This is a genomic window from Rhodococcus sp. MH15 (assembly GCF_019266045.1).
Classification (GTDB): domain Bacteria; phylum Actinomycetota; class Actinomycetes; order Mycobacteriales; family Mycobacteriaceae; genus Rhodococcus_F; species Rhodococcus_F qingshengii.
Map to the genome: position 1 here is coordinate 87,609 of NZ_LPNP01000060.1, position 24,107 is coordinate 111,715.

Consider the following 24,107-nt stretch of genomic DNA (forward strand, 5'->3'; position numbering starts at 1 on the left):
ATTTGCCAAGTTCCGACTCGTCCGCTTTGTCCAACTGAACAAACCAACGGTTTTATTCGCACCAAACTTACAAACGAGTAGTTAGACGCAGGTCAAAGATCATTTCGACACCGAGTGACAGTTGGACTCCAGTCGTAAAATTGATTTTTCGAAAAGTGGTAACGAATCGTTTGCCGTGTCTGATACTCATGTCTGAATGGCCCCATTTCGGGTCCCAGACATGAAATGAGATTTTCATGAAGAAGCAGACCAAGGGTGCGATCGCTGCTGCGGCGGCCGGTGCCCTCCTCCTCGGCGGTGCCGGCTCGCTCGCAGTCTGGAGCGATTCGGCCGACGTCAGTGGCGGCGGGCCCGTCACGTCCGGCGCCCTCGACCTGAGCTCTTGCGCACCGGTCGGCGGGGGTTGGAACTCCCTCAACCCGACGAAGACCGCGATCACCAACATTTCGGCCTACCGCATCGTCACGACCGAAAGCATCGAATACACCTGCGACGTCACTGTGACCGCAGTGGGCGATCGTCTCGCGGCTGTTCTGACCGCTGATACGGCCGGAATCGTTCCGGGTGCGAACAGCGCCGAGCTTGCCGCTGCTGTCGTGCCCGTGACGACAATCAAGGACACTGGTGGCAACCCGATTTCGCAGATCACCAAAGCCCAGAACGGAACGATCGTCCACGTCGGAGTCCGGCTGAACTTCAACGAGGTGGCCAATCAGGTCGCGCAGAACCAGTCGCTGAACTTGTCGGCGATGAAGTTGGTCGTCACTCAGACAGCACTGACACCGGCCCCGTAATTTCATGAGGAAAAAGGTCTGGGGAGCGATCGCAGTCGCGGTGGCTGCTGTAGCGGTGTTTGCATCGTCACAGCAGTCGCTCGCGCTGTGGTCCGATTCGGCGAGCGCGAATGGCGGTACGGCGACAGCCGCCAGCGTCAACCTCACGGTTGGTACAACTGCCGGAACCAGTGCGGCGTACACCCTGGCGAACTTGACGACGGCCGCGACGCCCGTTGTCCCGGGAAACACGGTGCAAGCACCGCTCACCGTCAAGAATTCGGGGACTGATCCTCTGCAATGGCGAATGCAGTCGACGACCGCACTTACGGGATTCACGTTGACCACGTACGGAGTCGCCAACGAAGGCGCCTGCCCGACCGGCGTGAACACGGCAGCTCCTGCCGTTCCATCCCTGATGTCAGCACCGATGACCGCGTCGCTGCAGCACCCGGTTTCACCGGCGTACATGCCGGATCCGCTCGTGCCTGGCGGCACCTACGTCTTGTGTCTGCGGCTCGCGGTGGACTCTGGTGCGGTCTCCGGTCAAACGAACAAGGCCACCTTCACGTTCCAGGCAGGTCCGGTATGACAAAACACTCGACCAAACGCGGTGAACGTACCGGCCCTCTGTGGTGGGTCACCTCGATTGTCAGCTGGACACTGCTGCTGGCAATTTCGGCAGTCATCGTCGCAACCATTGTCGTTCCCTTCTTTGCCGGAGCGCAGCGCTTCACGATTCTGACCGGTTCGATGCGCCCGACGTACAACCCTGGATCACTGGTAGTGGTCAAACCTGTCGATCCGTCCGAACTGGGGATCGGTACACCTATTACGTACCAGCTGGAATCGGGTCAGCCGACCGTCGTCACGCACCGGATCATCGCCACAAGTGAAAACCAGAAGGGTGAAAGAACTTTCATCACCCAGGGCGATGCGAACGGTGAGCCTGACGAGAAGGAAGTACGGCCGGTGCAGATCCGGGGAAAGGTCTGGTACAGCCTGCCTTATCTCGGTTACGTGAACACCTGGCTGACGGGAGAGCAGCGCACCGTGATCGTGGTGATAGTCGTGACCGCTCTACTGCTGTACGCGTCGTACATGATGATCAGCGGCATCCGTGACGGCCGGAAGGAGCGAGCTCGAGCCCGATTGGCTCCTGACCCTGCAACTTTCGCGCCCGCAGACTCCGCCCAGATCGAGAAAGGCCAGCACGATGCCCTCGCGCCCTGACCGTCCGGCCCATCGGATTCGTCACCTGTTGACCAGCACGCGTTTTCGCGCGCTGCTCGCGCTGGGGATGGTGCTTGGTGTCGGCGGAGTGACCACGCTCGCGGCCTGGACGTCTTCCGCCACGGCAACCTCGGGCAACATCACGACGGGTTCTATCAATCTGCAGTTGAACAGCACCGCCCAGCCCACCCTGACCAAGTCCCTGAATTTCAGTGAGCTTGGCAAGTCCGGAATGATTCCCGGTGATTCGAACACCGCTCTGATCAAGGTCAACAACCTGGGCACAGCGTCAACTGTCCCACTGAAGTACACGATCACGTCTACGAGTGATGGTGCGTTGACGACTTCTCTACGAATGACGGTTTCCTCCAACGGAACTGTTGCCAACAAGTGCACTGACGGCACCAACGTGGTGTCCTCGCTCGCGCTGACACTCACCGCGAATCAAGCCATCGGTAGCCCCGACCGCCCACTGGCGGTAGGGGCTACCGAGAATTTATGTGTCTCGGTGCAGCTTCCGACGACACCGACACCGCCGACGAACAGCACGTCGAACATCGTCCTGACCTTCACGGCAAAGGTGTGATGGCAATGGCTCGACACACGAAAAAACATGCAAAGGCCTCGATGCCGAACCGGGTACGGGAAGTCCTGCTCAGTCTGGGAGCCCTCGCAGGCTTGGTATCCATCATCATTTTCATCGCCGGTCTGGCTTTCGGTATCACCCCGCTGATCTTTCGGAGTGGATCGATGTCACCCACGATCGATACCGGTGCTCTCGCGTTCGCGCGCACCGTGCCTGCTTCGGAAGTGCTGGTCGGTGACATCGTCAGCGTCTCCGACAGCCAAGGCACGCGCATCACCCATCGTGTGGAATCAATAGATCAGCAGGGCAACAACCTTGCCGTCGCACAACTGCGTGGTGATGCAAATCCGATCGCCGATCCCGATCCCTACGTCATCACCGAAGCCGATCGCGTCTTCTTCAGCATCAACCGCCTCGGATACGTGGCAGTCTGGCTGTCCGGACCGAGTGGGCTTGTGCTTGGTGCGATTACCGTCGGAGGACTGCTGTACATCGCATTTCGCCCACGAAAAAGACCGGATGAAGGGGAACCCAGCCTGGATCGTCAGGACGCGCACGGCGATTCCCACGCCTTCAAGGCAATCGTCGCATTGGCAACGGTCGGCCTCACTGTTGTCGGTGCGTCCCAGATCGGTGGCACCAAGGCGGGGTACACCGACACGGCCACGGCAACAAGCATTCAGTTCGGCACTGCTGCAACCTTTCCCACGTCTCCAAGCACAGCCAGTTGCGCGGTGAATTTTGCGCTCGTTGTTCCGGTCGCGGTGACAATCACCTGGCCCGCGACTGTCGGAAGCTCATACCGTCTCATTGCCCGCGATAGCAACGGATCCTGGTTGGGATCGAATGACTACACCGCAACGTCTACTACAGGCTCCATGAGATACGGCTCGGGCGGTACAACAGTCGCGTTCCCGCTCATCGTCGGCACCTACAACATCGAAATCCATGGACTGAGCGGCACGTCGGTCACGCCGTCGTACTCCGGCTACCAATTCAGCATTCTCGTCGGCCTGCTCTACTCGTGTGGCGGTCCGATCAGCGGGACATCTGCTCTCAGTCGATCGGCAGCGCCGGCACTGGCGGCAGACGCTCCGAGCACTCCTACCACGGCCGTCACTTCCACGGCCGTCACTTCCACGACCGCCTCATCCACCACGCCCACCACGACATTGGCGCCGGCTGTGACAACCACCAGCACAACTGCACCGTCGACAACCACCAGCACAACTGCACCGTCGACAACCACCTCGTCACCGGCTACAACTACGGCGCCCCAGACGACGACCGCTACAACGACAACGACAACGGTGCCACCAACTACGACCACCCCGAGCGAGGTTCCCGTCGACGCCCCGGTGACCACTACCGGTCACAGTGCACAGAAGCTCTCGACTTCCACTGGAACCGTTGTGTCCGTGTCGAATTCATCAGGTACTGAAGTCTATCGAGGTACCGTCGACAGCGACGCTGTCCTGCATTGGCTCACCGGTACCGATCAGCTATACGTAATCACCCCTTCCGGAGTCGCCGTCATCGACACGTCAACGGGAGTCTGGGCCGAATCTCCTACCCCGAGCGAACTGCCGGACGAGATCAAGGCGCTGGTGCCGTGATGAGAAAGACAACGAAAGCTGCCATGGCAGTTGCCGCGGCCGGAGCCGTATTGCTCGGCGGTTCGGGCACATTGGCGAAGTGGACCGACAGTGCGACCCTGACAAGCGCCGCTGTCCAGTCCGGGACCCTGGATCTGGGAGCATGCGTGACCACGAGCGGCGGGGGCTGGTATTCGCAGGTCTACGTCAACGCGCCCACCAATCCGAATCCACTCGTATATATCCCGGACATCACTACCTACCGGCTCAAGCCCGGATTCAACTACACGTATTTCTGCGATTCGAAGGTGATGGCCACCGGCCCACGTCTGAAAGCGAACGTGACAGTCGACAAGACCAAGTTGAGCGGCGGGCTCGCGGCCGCCAACATCGACCTTCGCACGTACGTCACGGATCAGAGCAACAATCTGCTGTACGACAGCACAGCACCGACGCCGAACCTCATCGCGGTCACGTCGGCCCTGAACAACACCAATCTGACGGCGCAGGTGTTGTTCACGATCTACCCCACCGACACGACAAGCTCAGGTCTCACACTGAATACGACGGCGTTGACGATCGACGTCAAACAACTGGGTCTCACGCCCGCACCGTAGAACGCCTTGCCGCCGGAAGTTCGAGGCAAGGCGCTCCAGCGATTCAGCCGAGTGCTCGCTTCAGATCAGCCAACAGATCAGCCGTGTCTTCGAGCCCGACGGACAGTCGGACAACGCCGTCTGTAAGACCCACTGCTGCACGGCCTTCCGGACCCATGGCCCGGTGCGTCGTCGTGGCGGGGTGAGTGATCAACGACTTGGAATCTCCCAAGTTGTTGGAGATGTCGATGACGCGCAGACCGTTGAGAACCTCGAACGCCCGCTTCTTGCCCTCTCCGTCAGGCGCATCGAGCTCGAACGTGACAACCGTTCCGCCACCGCTCATCTGAGACTTCGCGAGCTCGTGCTGCGGATGCGACGTCAGGTACGGATACTTGACCCACTTGACGCCGGAGTGTCCTTCGAGGAATTCGGCGATCTCGAGTGCCGAAGCCACGGAGTGCCGAATACGGACCGGCATCGTCTCCAGGCCCTTGAGCAGAGTCCACGCATTGAATGGACTGAGCGCAGGACCGGTGTGCCGCATCAGTTCTCGAACGGGACCGCTGATGTATTCCTCGGTACCGAGGATCGCGCCACCAAGCACGCGGCCCTGACCGTCGATGTGCTTGGTGCCGGAGTACACCACGACGTCGGCACCCAGATCGAGGCTGCGCTGCAGAAGCGGCGTCGCGAAGACGTTGTCCAGCACTACCTTTGCACCGGCTGCATGAGCAAGCTCCGACACCCGTCGAACGTCGACGAGAGATTGCATCGGGTTGGACGGCGTCTCGAAGAACACTGCCGTGGTAGGCACGGACAGCGCCTCTTCCCACTGCGCGTTGTCCTCACCGTCGACGAAGACGACCTCGACTCCCCAGCGCGGAAGAATCTCGTTGCACACGACGAAGCAGGATCCGAAGAGGCTGCGCGCAGCCACCAATCGGTCGCCGTTGGCCAACAGTGCGCCCAACGCCGTGAAGACTGCCGACATTCCGCTGGCAGTCGCAAAGCAGGCTTCCGCGCCTTCGATGAGACGCAGACGCTCTTCGAACATCTTGACGGTCGGGTTGCCGTAGCGGGAGTAGACAAAATGATCCACCTCGCCGGTGAAGGCTTGTTCGGCGGCTTCTGCACTCTCGTAGACGAATCCGGAGTTGAGGAACAGCGCTTCGGAAGTCTCCTCGAACCCGGTACGCATCAGTCCGCCGCGAACACCGAGGGTGCCGAGACCGACGTCGTCCGGCAGCGCTCGTTGAAATGCGCCACCCTGGGGAATTCCGCTCACTGCTGCCTCCATGGCAAGCCGATGGCCCGCCAACCTACAAGTCCGCGATGTCCGTCGGCACCCAATGCGCCTTCGAACCCGTCGAGCACGTTGTACGACGGGCCGATGCCCGCCGCAGTCGCAGCTTCCGCCGCACCGATGGAACGCTGTCCGGATCGACACAGGAAAATCACCGGACGCTCCGACCCGGAGGAATCAGCAGTGATGCCGGCTTCCTTCAACTGGTCGACGAAGTTGTCATTGCGCGCGCCGGTCGGGTGGCTCACCCATTCGATCAGTGCGGCCTGCTTGCCGAGGGAGGACACATCGGGGACGCCGACGTACTTCCACTCCGCATCGGTCCGCACGTCGACCAGCACGGCGTCGGGGTTTTCGCGGAGCAGCTCCCAGGCTTGCTCCGGCGTCAGATCGCCTGCGTAACTCACGTAGTCCATGTTTTCACAAGACTGCCGTGAGCGCCTGAGCGGGCCGTCAGTTGCAGACGACCCAACGGTTGCCGTCACGGGTCAGGGCCCAGGTCGAGACTCGCTCGCCCGCTCCGCCACCGGTGATCGTCACGTCGGCCCGGGCGCGATCGCCGTTGACCGCGACCCCGTCCACACCCTTCAACTCGACCGTCCCGTCGACGCCGGCCATAGGACCGTTGCTCGAATTGAAGCTCGCGCAGGTCAGGGTCTTGATCGTCTCCGCGTCATTCCGATTCTCGGCATCGACGTAGTCGGTGACGGAGCGGCTCACGCGGTCCGACTCGGTGACGTTCTCCTCGGCCGGCGAGATCCACGAGGCGACGAAGATTCCACCCAGGATCAAGGCGACGATGGCGACAGCCAAGAGGAACGGCCCCGCAGACGCCTTCTTGCCATCGATGTTGTCGGATTCGCGCAGCTCGTCACTCATAACGCCAATAGTCCCCCACAACTTGAAATTGTGGCCCGTCAAGGATCAGGCCCCTACCCCGGATACCCGAGACAACATGAGAATGGGAGGAAAGAATAGGTTTACCCACAACCGATCGAGTGAGAGTGTGGATCCGTTCGGCCGCAACCGAGGCACTGTGCTTAGGTTCGGCTAAATTGGATACTTGTCGATATGTTGTCCGAACTTCGAAGAAGGTAGCTGTCCTCACGATGACTGACTCCAACCGCCCACTCCGGGTCGCGATCGTCGGCGCCGGCCCCGCCGGCATCTACGCCGCCGACGCCCTCATGAAATCCGACACCGCAGTTTCCGGCCGCGGCGTCAGCATCGACCTCTTCGAGCGCATGCCCGCGCCCTTCGGCCTGATTCGTTACGGCGTCGCGCCCGATCATCCGCGCATCAAGGGCATCATCACCGCCCTGCACAAGGTGCTCGACAAGCCTCAGGTACGCCTGCTCGGCAACATCGACTACGGCACCGACATCACCCTCGACGACCTGCAGTCGTTCTACGACGCGGTCATCTTCTCCACCGGCGCCAACGCCGACCGTGCGCTCGGCGTCCCGGGCATCGAACTCGACGGCAGCTACGGCGCGGCCGACTTCGTCTCCTGGTACGACGGCCACCCCGACGTACCGCGTACGTGGCCGCTCGAAGCCGAGAAGGTCGCCGTCCTCGGCGTCGGCAACGTTGCCCTCGACATCGCCCGCGTTCTCGCCAAGACCGGCGACGAACTGCTGCCGACCGAGATCCCCGCCAACGTCTACGAGGGCCTCAAGAACAACAAGGCCGTCGAGGTTCACGTCTTCGGACGCCGCGGCCCGGCCCAGGCCAAGTTCACCCCTCTCGAACTGCGCGAACTCGACCACTCGCCGACCATCGAGGTCATCGTCGACCCCGAGGACATCGACTACGACGAGGGTTCCGAGCAGGCTCGCCGCAACTCCAAGCAGGTCGACATGGTTGCGAATACGCTGCAGGACTGGGCAATTCGCGACGTCGGAGCCCGTCCTCACAAGCTGTTCCTGCACTTCTTCGAATCTCCCACGGAGATCCTCGGTGAAGACGGCAAAGTCGTCGGCCTGCGCACCGAGCGCACTCAGCTCGACGGCACCGGCAACGTCAAGGGCACCGGCACGTACAAGGACTGGGATGTCCAGGCCGTGTACCGCGCCGTCGGTTACCTCTCGCAGAACATCACGCAGTTGCCGTTCGACGACCAGGCCGGCACCGTCCCCAACGACGCCGGACGCGTCGTCGCCGACGACAACGCCGAGGGCGCAGCCCGGTTCATGCCGGCCACCTACGTCACCGGCTGGATCAAGCGCGGCCCCGTCGGCCTCATCGGCCACACCAAGGGTGACGCCAACGAAACCGTCGCGAATCTTCTCGAGGATTCCGTCGACTTCGCGGGCGCCGCGAACCCCGACGAGAACGCCGTCATCGAGTTCCTCGAAGGCAAGCAGGTTCCGTACACGACCTGGCAGGGCTGGTACCGCCTCGACGCGCACGAGCGCAGCCTGGGCGAGCCCGAGGGCCGTGAGCGCATCAAGGTCGTCGAGCGTCACGACATGCTGAAGGCATCCGAGCCCGACCGCGCGAACTGAGTGCGCGGAAGTAACTGAACAGAAGCCCTCCACCGGCCCGACGCGACCCAGGTCACATCGGGCCGGTGGTGTGTGCAGGGACCCAAGGCAACAGGGCAAAATAGACCCCGTGTTTGACGCCCATGTGCATATCATCGACCCGCGCTTCCCGCTGGTCGAGAATCACGGGTACCTGCCTGAGCCCTTCACCGTGGCCGATTACCGGGCCCGGATTGCCTCGCTGAAGGGCCTCAGCGTTGACGGCGGCGCGGTGGTGACCGCGTCGTACCAGGGCAATGACCAGGAATACCTGAAAGCTGCCTTGTCCGAACTCGGCGAAGGCTGGGTGGGCGTCACTGCTTTGCCGCTCGATGCGACGGATGAAGACATCGTTGCCCTGGACGCACTGGGAGTGCGTGCCGTCCGGTTCAACCTGCGCCGCGGCGCCACCGACCTGCGTCTGCTTGCCGATCTTGCCAACCGCGCTTTCGATCTGGTCGGCTGGCACGCCGAGTTCTACGTCGATGCCACGCTGTTGCTGTCGTTGGAACCGGTCTTCGCCAAATTGCCCGCGGTGAGCATCGACCATTTGGGAATGTCCACCCGCGGACTGCCGTATCTCCTCAACCTCGTCGACCGCGGAGTGCGCGTCAAAGCCACCGGGTTCGGCCGCACCACCATCTCCGACGTCAGCGATGTGCTGCGCCAGATCCACGCGGTCAATCCCGCTGCGCTGATGTTCGGCACCGATCTACCCGGCACACGGGCACGTCGAGCGTTCGAGGTCCACGACCTGGACGTGATCGCCGACGCTGTCGGCGACGACCTGCCCGCGGTCATGTGCGACAACGCCCGCTCCTGGTACCGCTGCGCTCAGGTGAACGCAACGGCTCCCAGCCACAGCCCCGCCGCGATCAGCGCTCCGAACAGTTCCACCAGCATGGACAATCCGACTGCCTTCACCGCGTGAAGCGTCGACGACCAAGCGATGTCGTAACGGCGCAGCCGCGCTAGTTCCGCGAAATACGTTCCGACGATGAATCCCAGGAACAAGCCCACGACCGGAATCACGAAGAACCCGATGATGCCGACGACGCCGCCGACCACAACCGACAGGTTGGGCACTCCCCCGGACTTCATCCGCTTGCCCGGCCACGTGTACTTCACGATCCCGGTGACCACCAGTGCCAGCGCGGACAGCGCGAACACCGTCCACGCCGTGGCACCACCGGTCATGATCGCCCACACCAGAATTGCACCGAAAACGAGAAGCGTCCCCGGGAGAATCGGAACGACGACACCGATCAGACCGACCAGGATGACCAGCCCGACGAGGACCTCGGCCGCTGGACTCATCCGACGGGACGCACCTTCGACGCAGCCTCGCGAGCACGGTCGCGTGCAGTAGGCACATCGGCGGCCGTCGACACTGCAACACCCATGCGACGACGCGTGAAGCTCTCCGGCTTGCCGAAGAGCCGCAGGTCCGTCTCGGGAACCGCGAGCGCCTCGGCGACGCCGTCGAATCCGATCCCCTTTGCCTCCACTCCGCCGTAGATCACTGCCGATGCTCCCGGAGACGTGAGCGTCGTGTCGACCGGCAAGCCCAGGATCGCGCGGGCATGCAGTTCGAACTCCGAAAGTCGCTGCGTCCGCAGAGTCACCAATCCGGTGTCGTGCGGCCGTGGGCTCACTTCGGAGAAGAAGACGTCGTCGCCCTTCACGAATAGCTCGACGCCGAAGATGCCTCGCCCGCCCAGAGCCGTGGTCACCTTCTCGGCGACGTCTCGGGCCGAGGCGAGGGCAACCGCGGACATCTGCTGCGGCTGCCACGATTCGATGTAGTCTCCGGCCTCCTGCAGGTGCCCGATCGGTTCGCAGAACGACGTCTCGACCTGACCGCTCTCACCGACGGCTCGAACTGTCAATTGCGTTATCTCGTAATCGAAATCGACAAAGCCTTCGACGATCACCCGGCCGTGATTCACACGACCTCCGGCCATCGCGTAATCCCATGCGGCGTCGAGATCTTCGGCGGATCGAACCGTCGACTGTCCCTTCCCCGACGAGGACATGACTGGCTTGATGACGCACGGGAAACCGATTCGGTCTGTCGCTGCCTGCACTTCGGCAAGCGAGTCCGCGAAAGCGTACGGCGAAGTGGGCAGGCCCAACTCCTCGGCCGCGAGCCGACGGATTCCCTCACGGTTCATCGTGAGCTGGGTGGCTCGGGCGGTCGGAATGACCACCGCACCCCCGCGTTCTTCGACGAGTGCAAGCGCATCCGTCGCGATGGCCTCGATCTCGGGAACCACGAAGTGAGGCTTTTCCAACTCGATGACGGCAAGCAGTGCTTCCGGATCGGTCATGTCGACGGTATGAGCACGATGAGCCACCTGGTGCCCAGGGGCATCGGGATACCGATCCACCGCAATCACTTCGACGCCCAGACGCTGCAGCGCGATGACAACTTCCTTGCCCAACTCGCCTGATCCCAACATCATCACGCGGATGGAGTTCTCGGTCAGTGGGGTTCCGAATCGGAGCGGAAGCGTCGGCAGGGGCGAAGGCGTCGAATCAAGCTGCATGGGTGCGACTATATGCCAATCCCGATGCAGGTCAGCGCGGTTATCGGCCGTCCACCACACCTTCGCGGCCAAATCCTCGCCGGATCGTTCGGGGTAGCGCAGGTTTGCGATAGGTGCGGGTGGCAGTGTCCGGCTCGGAATTCCGTTGCGGCACGGTGTCGTTGCCGACGCGGTGCACTTTCACGAGGTTGCGCCCAGCACGCTTGGCGTCGTACAGAGCCTCGTCTGCGACGCTCATGAGGGTCGACAGCGCCGGCGTCGCATGATCGACCCACGCGACGCCGACGCTGACGGTGCTCGTCACATCTGATTCGGCCGAGTACTCGACTTGCGCGCCGCGGACCGCCTCGGCGACATCGATTGCTCGCGCGTAGCTGCAGTCCGGAAGCAGAACGGCGAACTCCTCGCCGCCGAGCCTTCCGATCAGATCGCCGTCCGACAATCGGTCAGCGGCCCGCTCGGCGAAGTTCGCGAGAACGCTGTCACCGGTCATATGTCCATGCGTGTCGTTGATGCTCTTGAAGTGGTCCAGGTCGAGCATCAGCAGGCCGACCGGAGATTGTGTGCGAGCCGCGTCGGCAAGTTCCGCTTCCGCGTGGCCGAGGAACGCACCACGCGAGAGGACCCCGGTCAGATGGTCGAATTCGACGGCAAGGAAGAGCTCACGCTCGGCAGCACGGCGTTCCTCGGTCGCACAGGCAACCGCTATCGGCCCCAACGCGATCAGTGTGACCGCTATGGATGTGATGACGTCCTCGTTCCACGTCGAGGCGGCTTGATCTCCGATGTCGAGTCGACCGCTACCCGCCATCATGAGTGACCACACCGACCAGACCACTGAAACGAAGGCAGTGCTCGGAACCGAGATGCGAGTGGCACACCAGAGGAGAGCTGGAATCGGCAAGACCAGCGCAATCGGCCCTTCGATACTGAGGGCGATCGGCACGCAGGCTGCAGTGGCGAGTAGCGGAACGCTCAGAGCGGCGACAGTTCTGGCGGTCAGTTTCCTGCGGAACTCGGCAAGGCTCGACGGGATGGTGAGAGTGAGAATGAGAGGAAGGACCAGCAGGTACGCCATGACCTCGGTGGCACCCCAGTGGAAAAACGTGTCGGCAAAGGACTGACCGCGTAAGAGCCGGTCCAAGGCGCCGGCCGTGGCCGCGGTACCAGTCGCCGCCACGAACGAGACGAAGACCATCCATACCAGCGACTGCGAATCGACCAATCGGAACGGTGTGCGCTTCAAGTAGTACAGAACGAGAACACCGAGCGTCACTCCGGCGAGGTTGGCCCCGTTCAGCTGCAGGGCAAGCGACAGCGAGTTGCCCGTAATCAGGTCAGCGCAGACGTATCCGACGGCCGCGGCGATCCACGTCCGCCATTCGATCAGGACCGGCCATCTGACCATCATTCCCAGCAGAATGGCGTTGGCGCACCAGAATGTCGCGAGCAAACCTGGTGGGCGCGTGAGGATGCCGATCAACGATGCCGCAAGTACGACGGCCAGCACTAGGAGAAGGCGCAGAAAGCGACTCGTCCCTATCATGCGTCACCTCGCGGTCGGCTACCTCTGAATTCGGGAGCACCGGACGTCGCGGTGACCGTATGCCGATGTCGTCGAACCATCGTACGCAGGTGCTGCCACTCGCAGTTCTGTGTTCACATGCCAAAACGGCAGCTGCGACCATCTCCGCAAACGCGAGTGCCCTCCGGCCACGACAGTGGACAGAGGGCACCTGCATGCAATCCGATCGGCAGAGCCGAATGGACCTGCCGGAAGGGATGACTACTCGGCGGATCCGCTGGACAGACCCGAGAGTGAACCGGTGGACGAGCCCTCGCCCTTGCCGGACAGCGATTCGGTGGGAACGGACTTGAGGAAAGCTCCGAGCGCGGTGAGCAGGGGTCCGAGGGTGCTGAGTGATCCGAACATAGGAGGTTCTCCTGTATGTGAGGTGGTGTGATGTTCCAGCGCCATTCCGGCCGCAGGCGGTGGCCGAGATGGTTCGGGAACTTCTGCCGCACGGATGGCTGAACCGCCCCCCGAACAACATCCCGAGCTGTGATGTAGCGCACTTACTTGGCGCTGCCTGCATTTATAGACCGGCTTTCCACACTTGTCTAGCTACCTAATAGCTATCAATGCGGACTTTCGGTCACACCTTTACGGATAATTGCAGTTCAAAGCGCAAATTCACCCTCTAGAATGTCCCATAATGTGATTTAGCTCACAGCGAAAAGCCGAAAAGTGTGACCCGCAGACAACTGCGAGCCACACTTTCGGACAAACTGGACTTACTTATCGGCCGCCGATCCCGTCCCAGGGGTGAGAGAGCCACCACCGAGTGCCGTGAACAGGTCCTTGAGCACCGGAATGAACGTCTTGACGACGCCGCTGAAGTCTTCGAATGAACCCATGTCGGGCCTCCTTTTGTCGGAATGCAGTTGAGTTGAAGTGAGGACCGAGAACTACTCGGCGGCCGAACCGGCCGAACCCGAGCCGTCTGCCGATCCTGCGTTCAACTTGGTCACGAATGCAAGAACGCTCTTGAGGAAGGCGTCGAGATTCTGAATCGAGGTCATGCGACTACTCCTGTGTTGTTTCGGAAGATTTCTCGAGGTCGAACGTCAGGAGTTCGAGCTCGCGGTGTCCAGCCCCTGAAGGGTTTTGAGCATGTTGACCAGGGGAAGAAGCTGGAGAATGCCCCAGCCCATGCCGTTGGCCTTGAGAAGGTTTCCGAGGGATCCCATATGTGACTCCTTGCATGAATATCTATGACGCGGCGCACGTTTTGTTCGCTCCACGTCTTTGTAGCCAAGCTAAATACGTACGTCCAGTTTGTTTCTGTCCAAGCGAAAACGTGACACATTGGATGAATATGTAAACCTGCAGTTCAGGTGCTGTGACCTGAATCCAATCTCGAATTCGAGTGTGTTCGAGATCACAGCCAATTAGGACAAAAGGATGCAATCGTCAGAGTCGGTGCCAACCTCGACCGCGATCTGTCATACCGTGTGCGTGTGATCAATCGCGAACGAGCGGCAACCGAGGCAACTCACCGGGAACCGTCGTGCTAGCAAAACTCCTCAAGACGTACCTGCCGCCGTACCGCTGGTTGCTTGCCGGGGTCCTCGCACTGCAACTCTTCGGGGCCATCGCGTCGTTGGTCCTCCCCACACTCAACGCGCGGATCATCGACGACGGCGTCGCCCGAGGCGACACCGGATTCATCATGTCCACCGGCGGGATCATGCTCCTGGTCTCGCTTGCGTCGATCATCGCGTCGGTCGCATCGACCTATCTGGCTGCAAAATCGTCGATGGGCTTCGGCCACGACGTTCGAGGCGCCTTTTACAAGGCAGTCGGCAGTTTCTCGGATCGCGAATTCAACAGTTTCGGTGCGCCGACGCTGATCACACGCAACACCAACGACGTCCTGCAGATCCAGGCCCTGGTCATGCTGACGTCCTCGATGCTCGTCAGCGCCCCACTTATGTGCATCGGCGGCATCATCATGGCTCTGCGCGAGAACCTGCAGATGTCCTGGCTCCTGACGATTTCGGTACCACTGCTCGGCATCACCGTCTCGGTCGTGGTGGCCAAGCTGATCCCGCATTTCCGGACGATGCAGACGCGGATCGACAACATCAATCGATCACTGCGCGAACAGCTCACCGGTATGCGTGTCATTCGCGCCTTCGTTCGCGAACCCGACGAAACGATCCGCTTCGACAAGGCCAACAAGGAACTGACCGACACTTCGCTCCTCATCGGCCGGTACCAGGCGGTTCTGCTGCCCACCGTCATGTTGATCGCCAACCTGTCGAGCGTCGCGGTGCTGTGGTTCGGCGCGCATCTGGTCGATACCGGAGACATGCAGATCGGACAGATCAGCGCCTTCCTCGCCTACGTCATGCAGATCCTGATGTCGGTGGTCATGGCGACCATGTTGGCCGTCGTGATCCCCCGCGCCGCCGTGTGCGCCGACCGCATCACCGAAGTACTCGACACCGAGGCGACCGTGCCCGCGCCGGCCCAGCCCCTTCGCCCGACCAGCCCATACGGCGTGGTCGAGTTCGGTGGAGCCGGATTCACGTATCCAGGAGCAGAAACGCCGGTTCTGTCGAATGTTTCGATGCGATGCATGCCAGGCACGGTCACCGCGATCGTGGGCAGTACGGGCAGTGGCAAATCGACCCTCGTCTCACTCATCCCCCGGCTCTTCGACGTCACAGCCGGCGCCGTCCTGGTCGACGGCTTGGACGTCCGTGGCTGGGATCAGGACGAACTCTTCGCCAACTTCGGATACGTGCCCCAGAAGGCCTATCTGTTCGCCGGCACGATCGCGAGCAATATCCGCTACGGAAACCCGACCGCCACCGACGACGACATCTGGGCAGCCCTCACCATCGCCCAGGCAGACGACTTCGTCCGGGAGCTGTCCGACGGTCTCGAGTCACCGATCGCCCAGGGCGGCGGCAATCTCTCGGGCGGACAAAAACAACGTCTCGCCATCGCCAGAGCGGTGGTCCGCAGACCCCGGATCTTCGTCTTCGACGATTCGTTCTCCGCTCTCGACATGCATACGGACGCCGCGGTCCGACGCGAACTCCGGACGGTTTCGACTCATTCGACGGTCATCATCGTGGCTCAGCGCGTCGCATCCATCATCGATGCCGACCAGATCATGGTCCTCGAAGACGGTGCGCCGGTCGGCCTCGGCGACCATCAGTTCCTTCTGGCCAACTGTCCGACGTACCAAGAGATCGTGGCTTCCCAGATTCCCGCGGAGATGAGCGCATGACCAGCCCGCAGGACCCGACATGGGGCGGCCCCAACAGCCAGTACTTCGACGATGCCCCGACGGTGGTGTTCGCCAAGATCCCGAGCGAACCTGAATCCGCGGACGGGGATGCGAAGTCGAGTAACCCCGAGACCCCCGACAAAGAGCCGAAGCCCGCGCTGACCGCGACTGACACCAAACCTCGCCACTTCAAGGCGACGATGAAGCGGCTTCTCTCGCTTCTGCAGCCGCACAAGTTTGCGGTCTTCTGTGTCGTCGTTGCGACGATCGCCAGCATCGCGCTGTCGGTCGCAGTGCCGAAAATCCTCGGTCACGCGACAGACCTCATCTTCGCCGGGTTCATCGGCAAGAGCCTGCCCGCCGGACTGACCCGCGAGCAGGCCGCAGACGCCATCCGGGCATCAGGGAATTCGACGTTCGCCGATCTTGTCGCCAACTCGACCGACGTCGTTCCCGGTGTGGGTCTGAACTTCGACGCCATCGGCAAGGTCGTCATGCTCGCGATCGGCGTGTACTTGCTCTCGTCGCTGCTTGCCTGGTTGGAAGCATTCCTCCTCAACATCATCGTCCAGAAGACCATCTACAACCTGCGTGCCTCGGTGGAGGCGAAGCTTCACCGTCTCCCCCTTCCGTATTTCGACAAGACACCGCGCGGCGAGATCCTCAGCCGCGTCACCAACGACATCGACAACATCTCGTCGACGCTGTCGTCGACGTTGACCTCGCTCCTGACGTCGGTGCTCACCGTCCTCGGCGTCCTGACGATGATGTTCGTCATCTCTCCGATGCTCGCCCTGATCGCACTGATCGCGGTGCCGGTATCGGTGCTCCTCGTTGCCAGGGTCGCCAAGCGAGCACAGGTGTTGTACAAGGCTCAGTGGACCGAGACGGGCAAGATCAACGCGCAGATCGAGGAGAACTACAGCGGTCGCGACCTGGTACGCGTGTACGGGCATCAGGCCGAAGCCGAGCGTGAATTCGCCGAGCAGAACAAGAAGCTCCTCGACGCGTCCTTCGGCGCACAGTTCCTCTCCAGCCTGATCATGCCGGTCATGAACTTCGTCGGAAACATCACCTACGTGCTGCTCGCTGTGGTCGGCGCTCTCAAGGTCGCCAGCGGCAACATGTCACTCGGTGACGTTCAGGCCTTCATCGTCTATTCGCGCCAGTTCAGCCAGCCACTGACGCAGATCGCGTCCATGTCGACCAGCCTGCAGTCCGGAGCCGCGTCGGCGGAGCGGGTCTTCGAGCTTCTCGACGAACCCGAGCAGTCGCCCGACATCGACGTGCCGCTCCTCCCCGAGCCCGCCGGACGTCATCGCAACGTCGGTCACATCGAGTTCGAGAACGTCTCGTTCCGGTACGAGCCGGACAAGCCGTTGATCGAGAACGTGTACCTCACGGCCCGGCCCGGGCAGATGGTCGCCATCGTCGGGCCCACCGGTGCCGGCAAGACCACCTTGGTCAACCTGCTCATGCGCTTCTACGAAGTCGACTCCGGCCGAATCACTCTCGACGACGTCGACATCTCGCAGATGCGCCGCTCCGACTTGCGCAAGCACGTCGGCATGGTTCTGCAGGACACCTGGCTCTTCGGCGGCACGATCCGCGACAACATCGCATACGGCCGACTCGACGCCAGCGAATACGAGATTCACGAAGCCGCACGCGCTGCCTTCGTCGACCGCTTCATCCACACCCTCCCGGACGGGTACGACACCGTGCTGGACGAGGAGGCGTCGAACATCAGCTCCGGCGAGAAGCAGCTCATCACGATCGCTCGTGCATTCCTGTCGGAGCCGTCGCTGCTGATTCTCGACGAGGCGACGAGCTCGGTCGACACACGTACGGAACAGCTTGTGCAGCAAGCAATGTCCGCGTTGCGCGTCGGGCGGACCAGCTTCATCATCGCGCACCGGCTCTCCACCATCCGTAACGCCGATCTGATCGTCGTGATGGAGGCGGGCAAGATCGTCGAGCAGGGCACACACGACGAACTCATCGCAGCGGCGGGCGCGTACTTCCGTCTCTACAACGCTCAGTTCGAGGGTGCCGCCGTCTAGTGATCGGCGCCTCCCTCGGCGGACACAGTGCCCCGGAGCACACCTGATCGATTCGACACGTTACCGTCGGGTCAGAAGTGTTGTCACCGTCTGAATTGGGAGTGCGTGTGTCTGCAGAAGCTGTGGAGAAGAAGGGCCCGCTCGCGGGCATTCGGATCGTGGAATTCGCTGGATTGGGACCGGGCCCGCACGCCGCGACACTGTTGGCGGACATGGGCGCCGACATCGTCATCGTGCAGCGCGCAGGGCAGATTCCGCAGGACTCGAACGCAACCGACCAGATCAAGCGCGGCCGCCGCATCGTCGAGGCCAACCTGAAGGACCCGGCCGACGTCGCGAAAGTGCTCGATCTCCTGGGCCGCGCCGACGTCCTCATCGAGGGTTTCCGCCCCGGCGTCATGGAACGCATGGGACTCGGACCCGACGTGGTCTCGGAGCGCAATCCGCGCCTCGTCTACGCCCGTATGACGGGCTGGGGACAGGAAGGACCGCTCGCCAACGCCGCCGGTCACGACATCAACTACATCTCACTGACCGGTGTCCTCAACGCCATCGGACGCAAGGGTGAACGTCCCGTCCCGCCGCTCAACATGGTCGGCGATTTCGGCGGCGGTTCCATGTTCCTGATCTTCGGCATTCTGTCGGCTCTCGTCGAGCGCTCGACGTCCGGTAAGGGCCAGGTCGTCGACGCGGCAATGGTTGACGGAACCCTCGCGCTCTCCCACATGATGTGGGCATTCCGCGGTCGCGGCGTCTGGTCCGACGAGCGCGGCGTCAATCTCCTCGACACCGGCGCTCCGTTCTACGACACCTACGAGACCTCCGACGGCAAGTACATGGCCGTCGGATCCATCGAACCCCAGTTCTACGCATTGCTGCTCGAGGGCCTCGAACTCGATCCCGCGACGCTCCCTCACCAGATGGACACGTCCAAGTGGGACGACATGACGAAGCTCTTCACCGAAAAGTTCCTGTCCAAGACTCGCGACGAGTGGGCCAAGATCTTCCTCGGCACCGACGCCTGCGTCTCCCCTGTCCTGACTTTCGCCGAGGCTCCGTCCAACGAACACATCGCGGCTCGCGGTTCGCTCATCGAACTGGACGGCGTCACCCAGCATGCTCCCGCACCGCGCTTCTCGCGCACGCCCACCACGACGCCTGCTGCGCCGGCGCGTGAGGCGACGGATATCGATACGGTCTGGACCTAGGGCCTTCGGCCCCTGTGCGCCTTTTTGGTAGTTACTGCAACCAAAAAGGCGCACGGGGTGTCAGCCCAACCTGTAGAACCTGAACATCTCGTGCTCGATCGGCAGCACGTCCACCCGCTCGAAACCTGCCGCCTTGGCATAGCTTTCGAGTGTCGAGTGCCTCATCACCGTCCCGGTGGCAATGCTTCCCGGATGCGAAAGACTGTCCGGTAAGCAGCAGGTCAGCGAAAATCCGTACAGCAATTGCTCGATCGGACCCGCCTCGGGATCGAACTCATCCGCCGTTCGTTCGTCCATCACGATCACCGGAGCGCCCGGCTGGGCAATCGCCCGAGCCGTGGAAAGAAAACCCACCGGATCCGGAACGTCGTGAAGGCACTCGAAAGCGAAGACGGCGTCGTAGGTCCCGGCATCGGCTCGCCCGGCCTCAGGAGCCTGTCCGGCGACGTCGACCAACGAGAAATGCACGCGGTCGTCCACCCCCCGATCATGAGCGTTACGACGGGCAGCGTTCACCGACGCCGCGTCGACGTCGAAGCCGTGCACTTCGATCTTCGGGTATCCGAGGGCGAGCGCGATCGACGACCAGCCCTCCCCCATCCCGAGATCAGCGACCTGCCCGCCGTCCGAAAGTGTGGCGTGCAGGTCGGTGACTACCGGCAGAAACTGCTGACAGAGCTGATGGAGATACATCGGCCGATTCAGTAGCGCCTGACCCTCGCGAGCATCGGGGCCCATCGATTCCCACGTGACTCCCCCACCGTGACGATAAGCGTCGAGTAGACGTGGCATCGACGACGTCGTCGCGACGAACAGCCTCGCCAGCGGCGCCAGGAAAAGTAGGTTCTCGTCGTCGACCAGAACATCGGCGTGGGCCTGCGGCAGGCTGTACCGGCGATCGGCATCCGAATTGACGTCCACATAACCGGCGACGGCCTGCTGCTCGAGCCACTCCCGCGCATATCTTTCGACGGTCCCTGTCCGGTCCGCCAGCTCCGTCGACGTGAGCGGGCCGTGATCGCTCAGCGCGCGGTACCAGCCCAACCGGTCGCCCAGATACACGGACTGCAGCTCCGATGCCCCGAGCGTGGCCGCGAACAATCGTTCTGCGAGCGCTTCCGCCGCACTGGTTCCCGCTGCGCCTGTACCGTCTACCGCCGTCATGCCCTACCTCCTGGTTTCACACCACTTTCAGGGTGTGTACCCAGTTCTCAGACGACGACCATTCGTTGGTCTGCCGTGTCGCGATCCGTCGCGAGAGTGTCGTACGCAGCGGCGATGGACGCAACGCCGCGAATGAGGTCCTCGGGAGAACGTGCGTACGGCACGCGGATGAATCGTTCGAACGCACCTTCTACGCCGAAACGGGGGCCGGCGGCAAGGAGTACGCCGAAGTTGGGTGCCACCGCCGCCAACGCCGTCGAGACGGGCGCGGACATTCGCATCCAGACCGACATTCCGCCGGAACCGATGGTGGGACGCCAGTCCGGCAGATGCTCGGCCACCGCACCGAGGAGTACCGCACGCTGTTCTCGCAGAACTTCGCGACGCTGTTCGAGCAACGAGCGGTCGTCGGCGAGCAAGTAGGCGGCTGCCAACTGATCCATGACGGGAGTACCGAGGTCGACCGCGGCACGCGCCCCCACCAACTGGGTGATGAGCGCGGCATCGGCGCGAATCCAACCGACACGTAGCCCGCCCCACAGCGACTTCGCGGTCGAACCGAGCGTCACCACTTCGGTTTTCGCTGCGCCTCGCCCATGTGAGGCGACCGGCGCCGGCGGTGGTGCGTCGAGCCACAGATCCACCATCGTCTCGTCGACGACCAGAGTCATTCGCGTTTCGTGCGCAATCTTCGCAAGCTCGGCGCGGCCGGAAGAGTCCATGCAGAGGCCGGTCGGGTTGTGAAAGTCGGGGATCAGGTATGCCATTCTGGCAGCGGTTTGCCTTGCTGCACTACGAATCCCGTCGAGATCCCAGGCTCCGGCTGCTGCGAACTCCGGTCGGACCGGAACCGGTACGGGCCGAGCGCCGTTTCGCCGAATCGCTTCCAGCGCATTGGGGTACGTCGGATGATCGACCAGCACTCGCTCGCCGGGTGAGGTGAGCACCGACAGCAACAATCGAAGCGCGTGCTGCGCACCCGAGGTCACCATGATCTGTTCGGCGGTGGTGGGAAGACCCCGCGCCGTGTAGCGCTGCGCGATCACGTCACGCAAGTCGGCGATCCCGACCGGTTCCATCCCGTGCGTGGGCAGGAAGTTCGGAAGTTCCTGCAGCGCAGACGCATACGCCAGTTCGACCTGAGCGGCGGGAGCTGCCATCGCCGCGTAACTGAGGTCGACGACGGGTCCACTCGGCCCGGGTTGATGGGAGCGGAACATCAACCCGTTCGGCCGCGCGCCGGCAGGCAATGCCACGGTGCTTCGCGAACCCTGCCTGCTGATCAGGTACCCCTCGTCGCGCAGCACCGAGTACGACGACGTGATCGTGGTCCGACTGAGTTCGAGTACCGCCGCAAGTTCACGCTCACTCGGCAGTGCGACCCCCAGCGGAACGCGACCGTCGTGCACAAGCAGGCGGATACCGTCGGCGAGCGCACGGTACGCGGGCCTGCGTCCGGACTCTTCCTGCCAGGATCCCAGATCGCGCGCAAGCGAACGGGCACCGAGAACTCGAGTCATCATGCAGTCCAGTATCGACAACTTGGCTATGTAACTCAATACCAGTCAAGTTGATCATATGTCCATGACTACCTTCGCAACCCTGATCGGCATCGGACTCTTCGTGGCACTCGTCTACTTCTTCGCGCCCGCCGAAGGTGAAGGTACATACATTCGTTTGGAGCAGTTTCGCCTGGCAGCACCCCTCGGCGGCATCTTCCACGACAAGACTTCAGACCGCGAGAACGACGCTGTCAGACCCCCGTGCGATTGTGATCAGGGGGAAGAATTCACTGATCTCAGTCCAGTTGCGTAAAACTGGACTCTTTCGCACTCAGAAAGTCTCCAGAGAGGGTTCCCATGCCGGCTTCCAAAAAGATTCTCTACGTCGATCTCGACAACACCTTGGTCAACTTCCAGTCGGGCATCGATCGCCTGACCGACGGCGTCCGAGAGAAGTACAAGAACGACCTCGACGAAGCGCCGCACATCTTCTCTCGCATGGATCCTCTCGACGGCGCTATCGACGCCTACCACCAACTGGCACAGCAGTTCGACACCTACATCCTCTCGACAGCGCCGTGGAAGAACGCCACAGCCTGGCACGACAAGGTTCTGTGGGTACAAGAGCACCTCGGAATGGAGGAAGGCAGCGTCGCGTACAAACGTCTGATCCTCTCGCACCACAAACACCTCAATCGGGGCGACTACCTCGTCGACGACCGCGGAGCAAACGGAGCAGATCGATTCGAGGGCGAGTGGATCAAGTTCGGCAGCACCAAGTTTCCCGACTGGAAGACCGTCACCGCACACTTGTCGAAGCTGGCTTGAAACACGAAATCCCCGCTCATGCTTGCATGAGCGGGGATTTCGAGGGAACGAACTAGCGGACGATCTCGCGCCGGACGATCGTTTCGTCGCGGCCGGGGCCGACACCGATGCAGGAGATGAACGCACCCGAAAGCTCTTCGAGACGAAGCACGTAGTTCTGCGCATTCTGCGGCAGTTCCTCGAAGGTGCGAGCCTCCGAGATGTCTTCCCACCAGCCGGGCATCTCTTCGTAGATGGGCTTGGCGTGGTGAATGTCGCTCTGTGACATCGGCATTTCGTCGTGGCGGACACCGTCCACCTCGTACGCGACACAGATCGGCACGGTGTCGAGGCTGCTCAGCACGTCCAGCTTGGTGAGGAAGTAGTCGGTGATGCCGTTGACGCGCGTCGCGTAGCGCGCGATGACAGCGTCGAACCATCCCGTACGACGAGCGCGTCCGGTGGTGACACCGACCTCGCCGCCCTGCTTCGCTAGGTATGCGCCGTGATCGTCGAACAGCTCCGTCGGGAACGGACCGGAACCGACACGCGTCGTGTACGCCTTCAGGATGCCGAGCACGGTGGTGATCTTGGTGGGGCCGATTCCCGAACCGACCGCCGCACCACCCGAAGTGGGGTTGGACGAGGTCACGTACGGGTACGTGCCGTGGTCGACGTCCAGCAGAGTGCCCTGCGAACCTTCGAGCAGAACGGTCTCGCCGCGCTCGAGGGCGAGGTTGAGTTCCAGGCGCGTGTCCGAGATGCGGTGCTTGAAACCCTCGGCCTGCGTCAGTACTTCTTCGACGACCTGCTGCGGGTCGAGTGCCTTGCGGTTGTAGATCTTGACCAGCACCTGGTTCTTGAATTCGAGTGCTGCTTCGACCTTCTGGGTCAGGATCTTCTCGTCAAGGACGTCCGCGGCACGGACACCGACACGGGCGATCTTGTCCTGGTAGCACGGGCCGATACCGCGGCCGGTCGTGCCGATCTTCTTCGCTCCCAGGAAGCGTTCGGTGACCTTGTCGATGGCCACGTGGTACGGCATGATCAGGTGCGCATCAGCAGAAAGCAGCAGGCGGGACGTGTCCACGCCGCGCTCTTCCAGGCCTGCCAATTCGGTCAACAACACACCCGGGTCGACGACGACACCGTTACCGATGACGTTGTTGACGGCGGGGGTGAGGATTCCGGACGGGATGAGGTGCAGTGCGAACTTGTCACCGTTCGGCAGAACCACGGTGTGTCCGGCGTTGTTACCGCCCTGGTATCGCACGACCCACTGAAGCTGCTCGCCCAGTAGATCTGTAGCTTTGCCCTTACCTTCGTCGCCCCACTGGGCGCCGATCAGGACGATTGCCGGCATGACGTTGTCTCCTACGGTCGACGTGCAGCAGT

At 62.2% G+C, this 24,107-nt stretch carries 25 protein-coding genes; 13 read left to right on the forward strand and 12 right to left on the reverse strand.

Going from position 1 to position 24,107, the window contains the following annotated elements:
* Positions 1–236: 236 nt before the first annotated feature.
* From ATN37_RS07065 to ATN37_RS07090, 6 genes are read left to right on the forward strand one after another with little or no spacing between them, the layout of a single operon-like run.
* Positions 237–794, forward strand: coding sequence for an alternate-type signal peptide domain-containing protein (locus tag ATN37_RS07065; protein ID WP_047269467.1), 558 nt, complete (start codon positions 237–239; stop codon positions 792–794).
* A 4-nt stretch (positions 795–798) separates the two neighbouring features.
* Positions 799–1,365: a hypothetical protein gene (locus ATN37_RS07070; RefSeq protein WP_064443278.1), complete on the forward strand. Its 567-nt coding sequence runs from the start codon at positions 799–801 to the stop codon at positions 1,363–1,365.
* Positions 1,362–2,006 carry a signal peptidase I gene (locus ATN37_RS07075; protein WP_214514580.1) on the forward strand — a complete coding sequence of 215 codons (645 nt, stop codon included), beginning with the start codon at positions 1,362–1,364 and terminating at the stop codon, positions 2,004–2,006. The genes ATN37_RS07070 and ATN37_RS07075 overlap by 4 nt, the downstream gene beginning before the upstream one ends.
* Positions 1,990–2,592, forward strand: a complete 603-nt coding sequence (locus ATN37_RS07080) for a SipW-dependent-type signal peptide-containing protein (protein WP_218694945.1) — start codon at positions 1,990–1,992, stop codon at positions 2,590–2,592. Before ATN37_RS07075 ends, ATN37_RS07080 begins: the two co-directional genes overlap by 17 nt.
* A 5-nt stretch (positions 2,593–2,597) precedes the next feature.
* Positions 2,598–4,208: a signal peptidase I gene (locus ATN37_RS07085; RefSeq protein ID WP_218694947.1), complete on the forward strand. Its 1,611-nt coding sequence runs from the start codon at positions 2,598–2,600 to the stop codon at positions 4,206–4,208.
* Positions 4,208–4,804 (forward strand): alternate-type signal peptide domain-containing protein, encoded by a 597-nt coding sequence (locus ATN37_RS07090; protein ID WP_047269470.1) that lies wholly within the window; start codon positions 4,208–4,210, stop codon positions 4,802–4,804. The genes ATN37_RS07085 and ATN37_RS07090 overlap by 1 nt, the downstream gene beginning before the upstream one ends.
* Before the next feature lie 43 nt (positions 4,805–4,847).
* Here the strand turns inward: ATN37_RS07090 and ATN37_RS07095 are convergent, their stop codons facing one another.
* The 3 genes from ATN37_RS07095 to ATN37_RS07105 are packed head-to-tail and all read right to left on the reverse strand — an operon-like array spanning position 4,848 to position 6,968.
* Positions 4,848–6,071 carry an O-succinylhomoserine sulfhydrylase gene (locus ATN37_RS07095; protein WP_172403504.1) on the reverse strand — a complete coding sequence of 408 codons (1,224 nt, stop codon included), beginning with the start codon at positions 6,069–6,071 and terminating at the stop codon, positions 4,848–4,850.
* Positions 6,068–6,496, reverse strand: coding sequence for a rhodanese-like domain-containing protein (locus ATN37_RS07100; RefSeq protein ID WP_007726822.1), 429 nt, complete (start codon positions 6,494–6,496; stop codon positions 6,068–6,070). Before ATN37_RS07100 ends, ATN37_RS07095 begins: the two co-directional genes overlap by 4 nt.
* Positions 6,497–6,542: 46 nt before the next feature.
* A complete protein-coding gene (locus tag ATN37_RS07105) occupies positions 6,543–6,968 on the reverse strand; it encodes a hypothetical protein (RefSeq protein ID WP_007726820.1) in 426 nt (141 codons plus the stop codon).
* A gap of 230 nt (positions 6,969–7,198) precedes the next feature.
* Here ATN37_RS07105 and ATN37_RS07110 point away from each other — a divergent pair, with 230 nt between their 5' ends.
* Together ATN37_RS07110 and ATN37_RS07115 are read left to right on the forward strand one after the other, a co-directional pair.
* Positions 7,199–8,596 carry an FAD-dependent oxidoreductase gene (locus ATN37_RS07110; protein WP_218694950.1) on the forward strand — a complete coding sequence of 466 codons (1,398 nt, stop codon included), beginning with the start codon at positions 7,199–7,201 and terminating at the stop codon, positions 8,594–8,596.
* A 109-nt stretch (positions 8,597–8,705) separates the two neighbouring features.
* Positions 8,706–9,545: an amidohydrolase family protein gene (locus ATN37_RS07115; protein WP_223304639.1), complete on the forward strand. Its 840-nt coding sequence runs from the start codon at positions 8,706–8,708 to the stop codon at positions 9,543–9,545.
* Here the strand turns inward: ATN37_RS07115 and ATN37_RS07120 are convergent.
* The 6 genes from ATN37_RS07120 to ATN37_RS32440 all read right to left on the reverse strand — a co-directional run bounded on the left by ATN37_RS07120 (position 9,449) and on the right by ATN37_RS32440 (position 13,914).
* On the reverse strand, positions 9,449–9,931 hold the full coding sequence (locus ATN37_RS07120) for a DUF456 domain-containing protein (protein WP_042924222.1): 483 nt from the start codon (positions 9,929–9,931) through the stop codon (positions 9,449–9,451). The genes ATN37_RS07115 and ATN37_RS07120 overlap by 97 nt on opposite strands.
* Positions 9,928–11,163, reverse strand: coding sequence for a formate-dependent phosphoribosylglycinamide formyltransferase (gene purT, locus ATN37_RS07125; RefSeq protein WP_003944342.1), 1,236 nt, complete (start codon positions 11,161–11,163; stop codon positions 9,928–9,930). Before purT ends, ATN37_RS07120 begins: the two co-directional genes overlap by 4 nt.
* Positions 11,164–11,203: 40 nt before the next feature.
* On the reverse strand, positions 11,204–12,709 hold the full coding sequence (locus ATN37_RS07130; protein ID WP_231915014.1) for a GGDEF domain-containing protein: 1,506 nt from the start codon (positions 12,707–12,709) through the stop codon (positions 11,204–11,206).
* A 240-nt stretch (positions 12,710–12,949) separates the two neighbouring features.
* Positions 12,950–13,096: a hypothetical protein gene (locus ATN37_RS07135; protein WP_007726811.1), complete on the reverse strand. Its 147-nt coding sequence runs from the start codon at positions 13,094–13,096 to the stop codon at positions 12,950–12,952.
* Between the two features lie 362 nt (positions 13,097–13,458).
* Positions 13,459–13,581 (reverse strand): hypothetical protein, encoded by a 123-nt coding sequence (locus ATN37_RS32435; RefSeq protein WP_019749478.1) that lies wholly within the window; start codon positions 13,579–13,581, stop codon positions 13,459–13,461.
* 210 nt (positions 13,582–13,791) lie between these two features.
* The gene (locus ATN37_RS32440) at positions 13,792–13,914 is read right to left on the reverse strand and encodes a hypothetical protein (RefSeq protein WP_003944443.1); all 123 of its coding nucleotides are present in this window, start codon (positions 13,912–13,914) and stop codon (positions 13,792–13,794) included.
* A 320-nt stretch (positions 13,915–14,234) separates the two neighbouring features.
* Here ATN37_RS32440 and ATN37_RS07140 point away from each other — a divergent pair, with 320 nt between their 5' ends.
* The 3 genes from ATN37_RS07140 to ATN37_RS07150 all read left to right on the forward strand — a co-directional run bounded on the left by ATN37_RS07140 (position 14,235) and on the right by ATN37_RS07150 (position 19,239).
* Complete coding sequence (locus ATN37_RS07140) at positions 14,235–15,968, forward strand: ABC transporter ATP-binding protein (RefSeq protein WP_007726810.1); 1,734 nt, start codon at positions 14,235–14,237, stop codon at positions 15,966–15,968.
* Positions 15,965–18,031, forward strand: a complete 2,067-nt coding sequence (locus ATN37_RS07145) for an ABC transporter ATP-binding protein (protein WP_003944426.1) — start codon at positions 15,965–15,967, stop codon at positions 18,029–18,031. The genes ATN37_RS07140 and ATN37_RS07145 overlap by 4 nt, the downstream gene beginning before the upstream one ends.
* Positions 18,032–18,138: 107 nt before the next feature.
* Positions 18,139–19,239, forward strand: a complete 1,101-nt coding sequence (locus ATN37_RS07150) for a CaiB/BaiF CoA-transferase family protein (protein ID WP_218694952.1) — start codon at positions 18,139–18,141, stop codon at positions 19,237–19,239.
* A 60-nt stretch (positions 19,240–19,299) separates the two neighbouring features.
* Here the strand turns inward: ATN37_RS07150 and ATN37_RS07155 are convergent, their stop codons facing one another.
* On the reverse strand, positions 19,300–20,403 hold the full coding sequence (locus ATN37_RS07155) for a bifunctional 2-polyprenyl-6-hydroxyphenol methylase/3-demethylubiquinol 3-O-methyltransferase UbiG (RefSeq protein WP_064688848.1): 1,104 nt from the start codon (positions 20,401–20,403) through the stop codon (positions 19,300–19,302).
* A 47-nt stretch (positions 20,404–20,450) separates the two neighbouring features.
* Positions 20,451–21,926 carry a PLP-dependent aminotransferase family protein gene (locus ATN37_RS07160; protein WP_019749471.1) on the reverse strand — a complete coding sequence of 492 codons (1,476 nt, stop codon included), beginning with the start codon at positions 21,924–21,926 and terminating at the stop codon, positions 20,451–20,453.
* A 61-nt stretch (positions 21,927–21,987) separates the two neighbouring features.
* On the opposite strand from ATN37_RS07160, the gene ATN37_RS07165 reads away from it, so the two are divergent.
* On the forward strand, positions 21,988–22,218 hold the full coding sequence (locus tag ATN37_RS07165; RefSeq protein ID WP_003944349.1) for a hypothetical protein: 231 nt from the start codon (positions 21,988–21,990) through the stop codon (positions 22,216–22,218).
* 44 nt (positions 22,219–22,262) lie between these two features.
* Entirely contained in the window at positions 22,263–22,733 is a 471-nt protein-coding gene (locus ATN37_RS07170; RefSeq protein ID WP_058227532.1) for a hypothetical protein, read from the forward strand.
* A gap of 52 nt (positions 22,734–22,785) precedes the next feature.
* Here the strand turns inward: ATN37_RS07170 and ATN37_RS07175 are convergent, their stop codons facing one another.
* On the reverse strand, positions 22,786–24,075 hold the full coding sequence (locus tag ATN37_RS07175) for an adenylosuccinate synthase (RefSeq protein WP_003944351.1): 1,290 nt from the start codon (positions 24,073–24,075) through the stop codon (positions 22,786–22,788).
* Between the last annotated feature and the right edge of the window lie 32 nt (positions 24,076–24,107).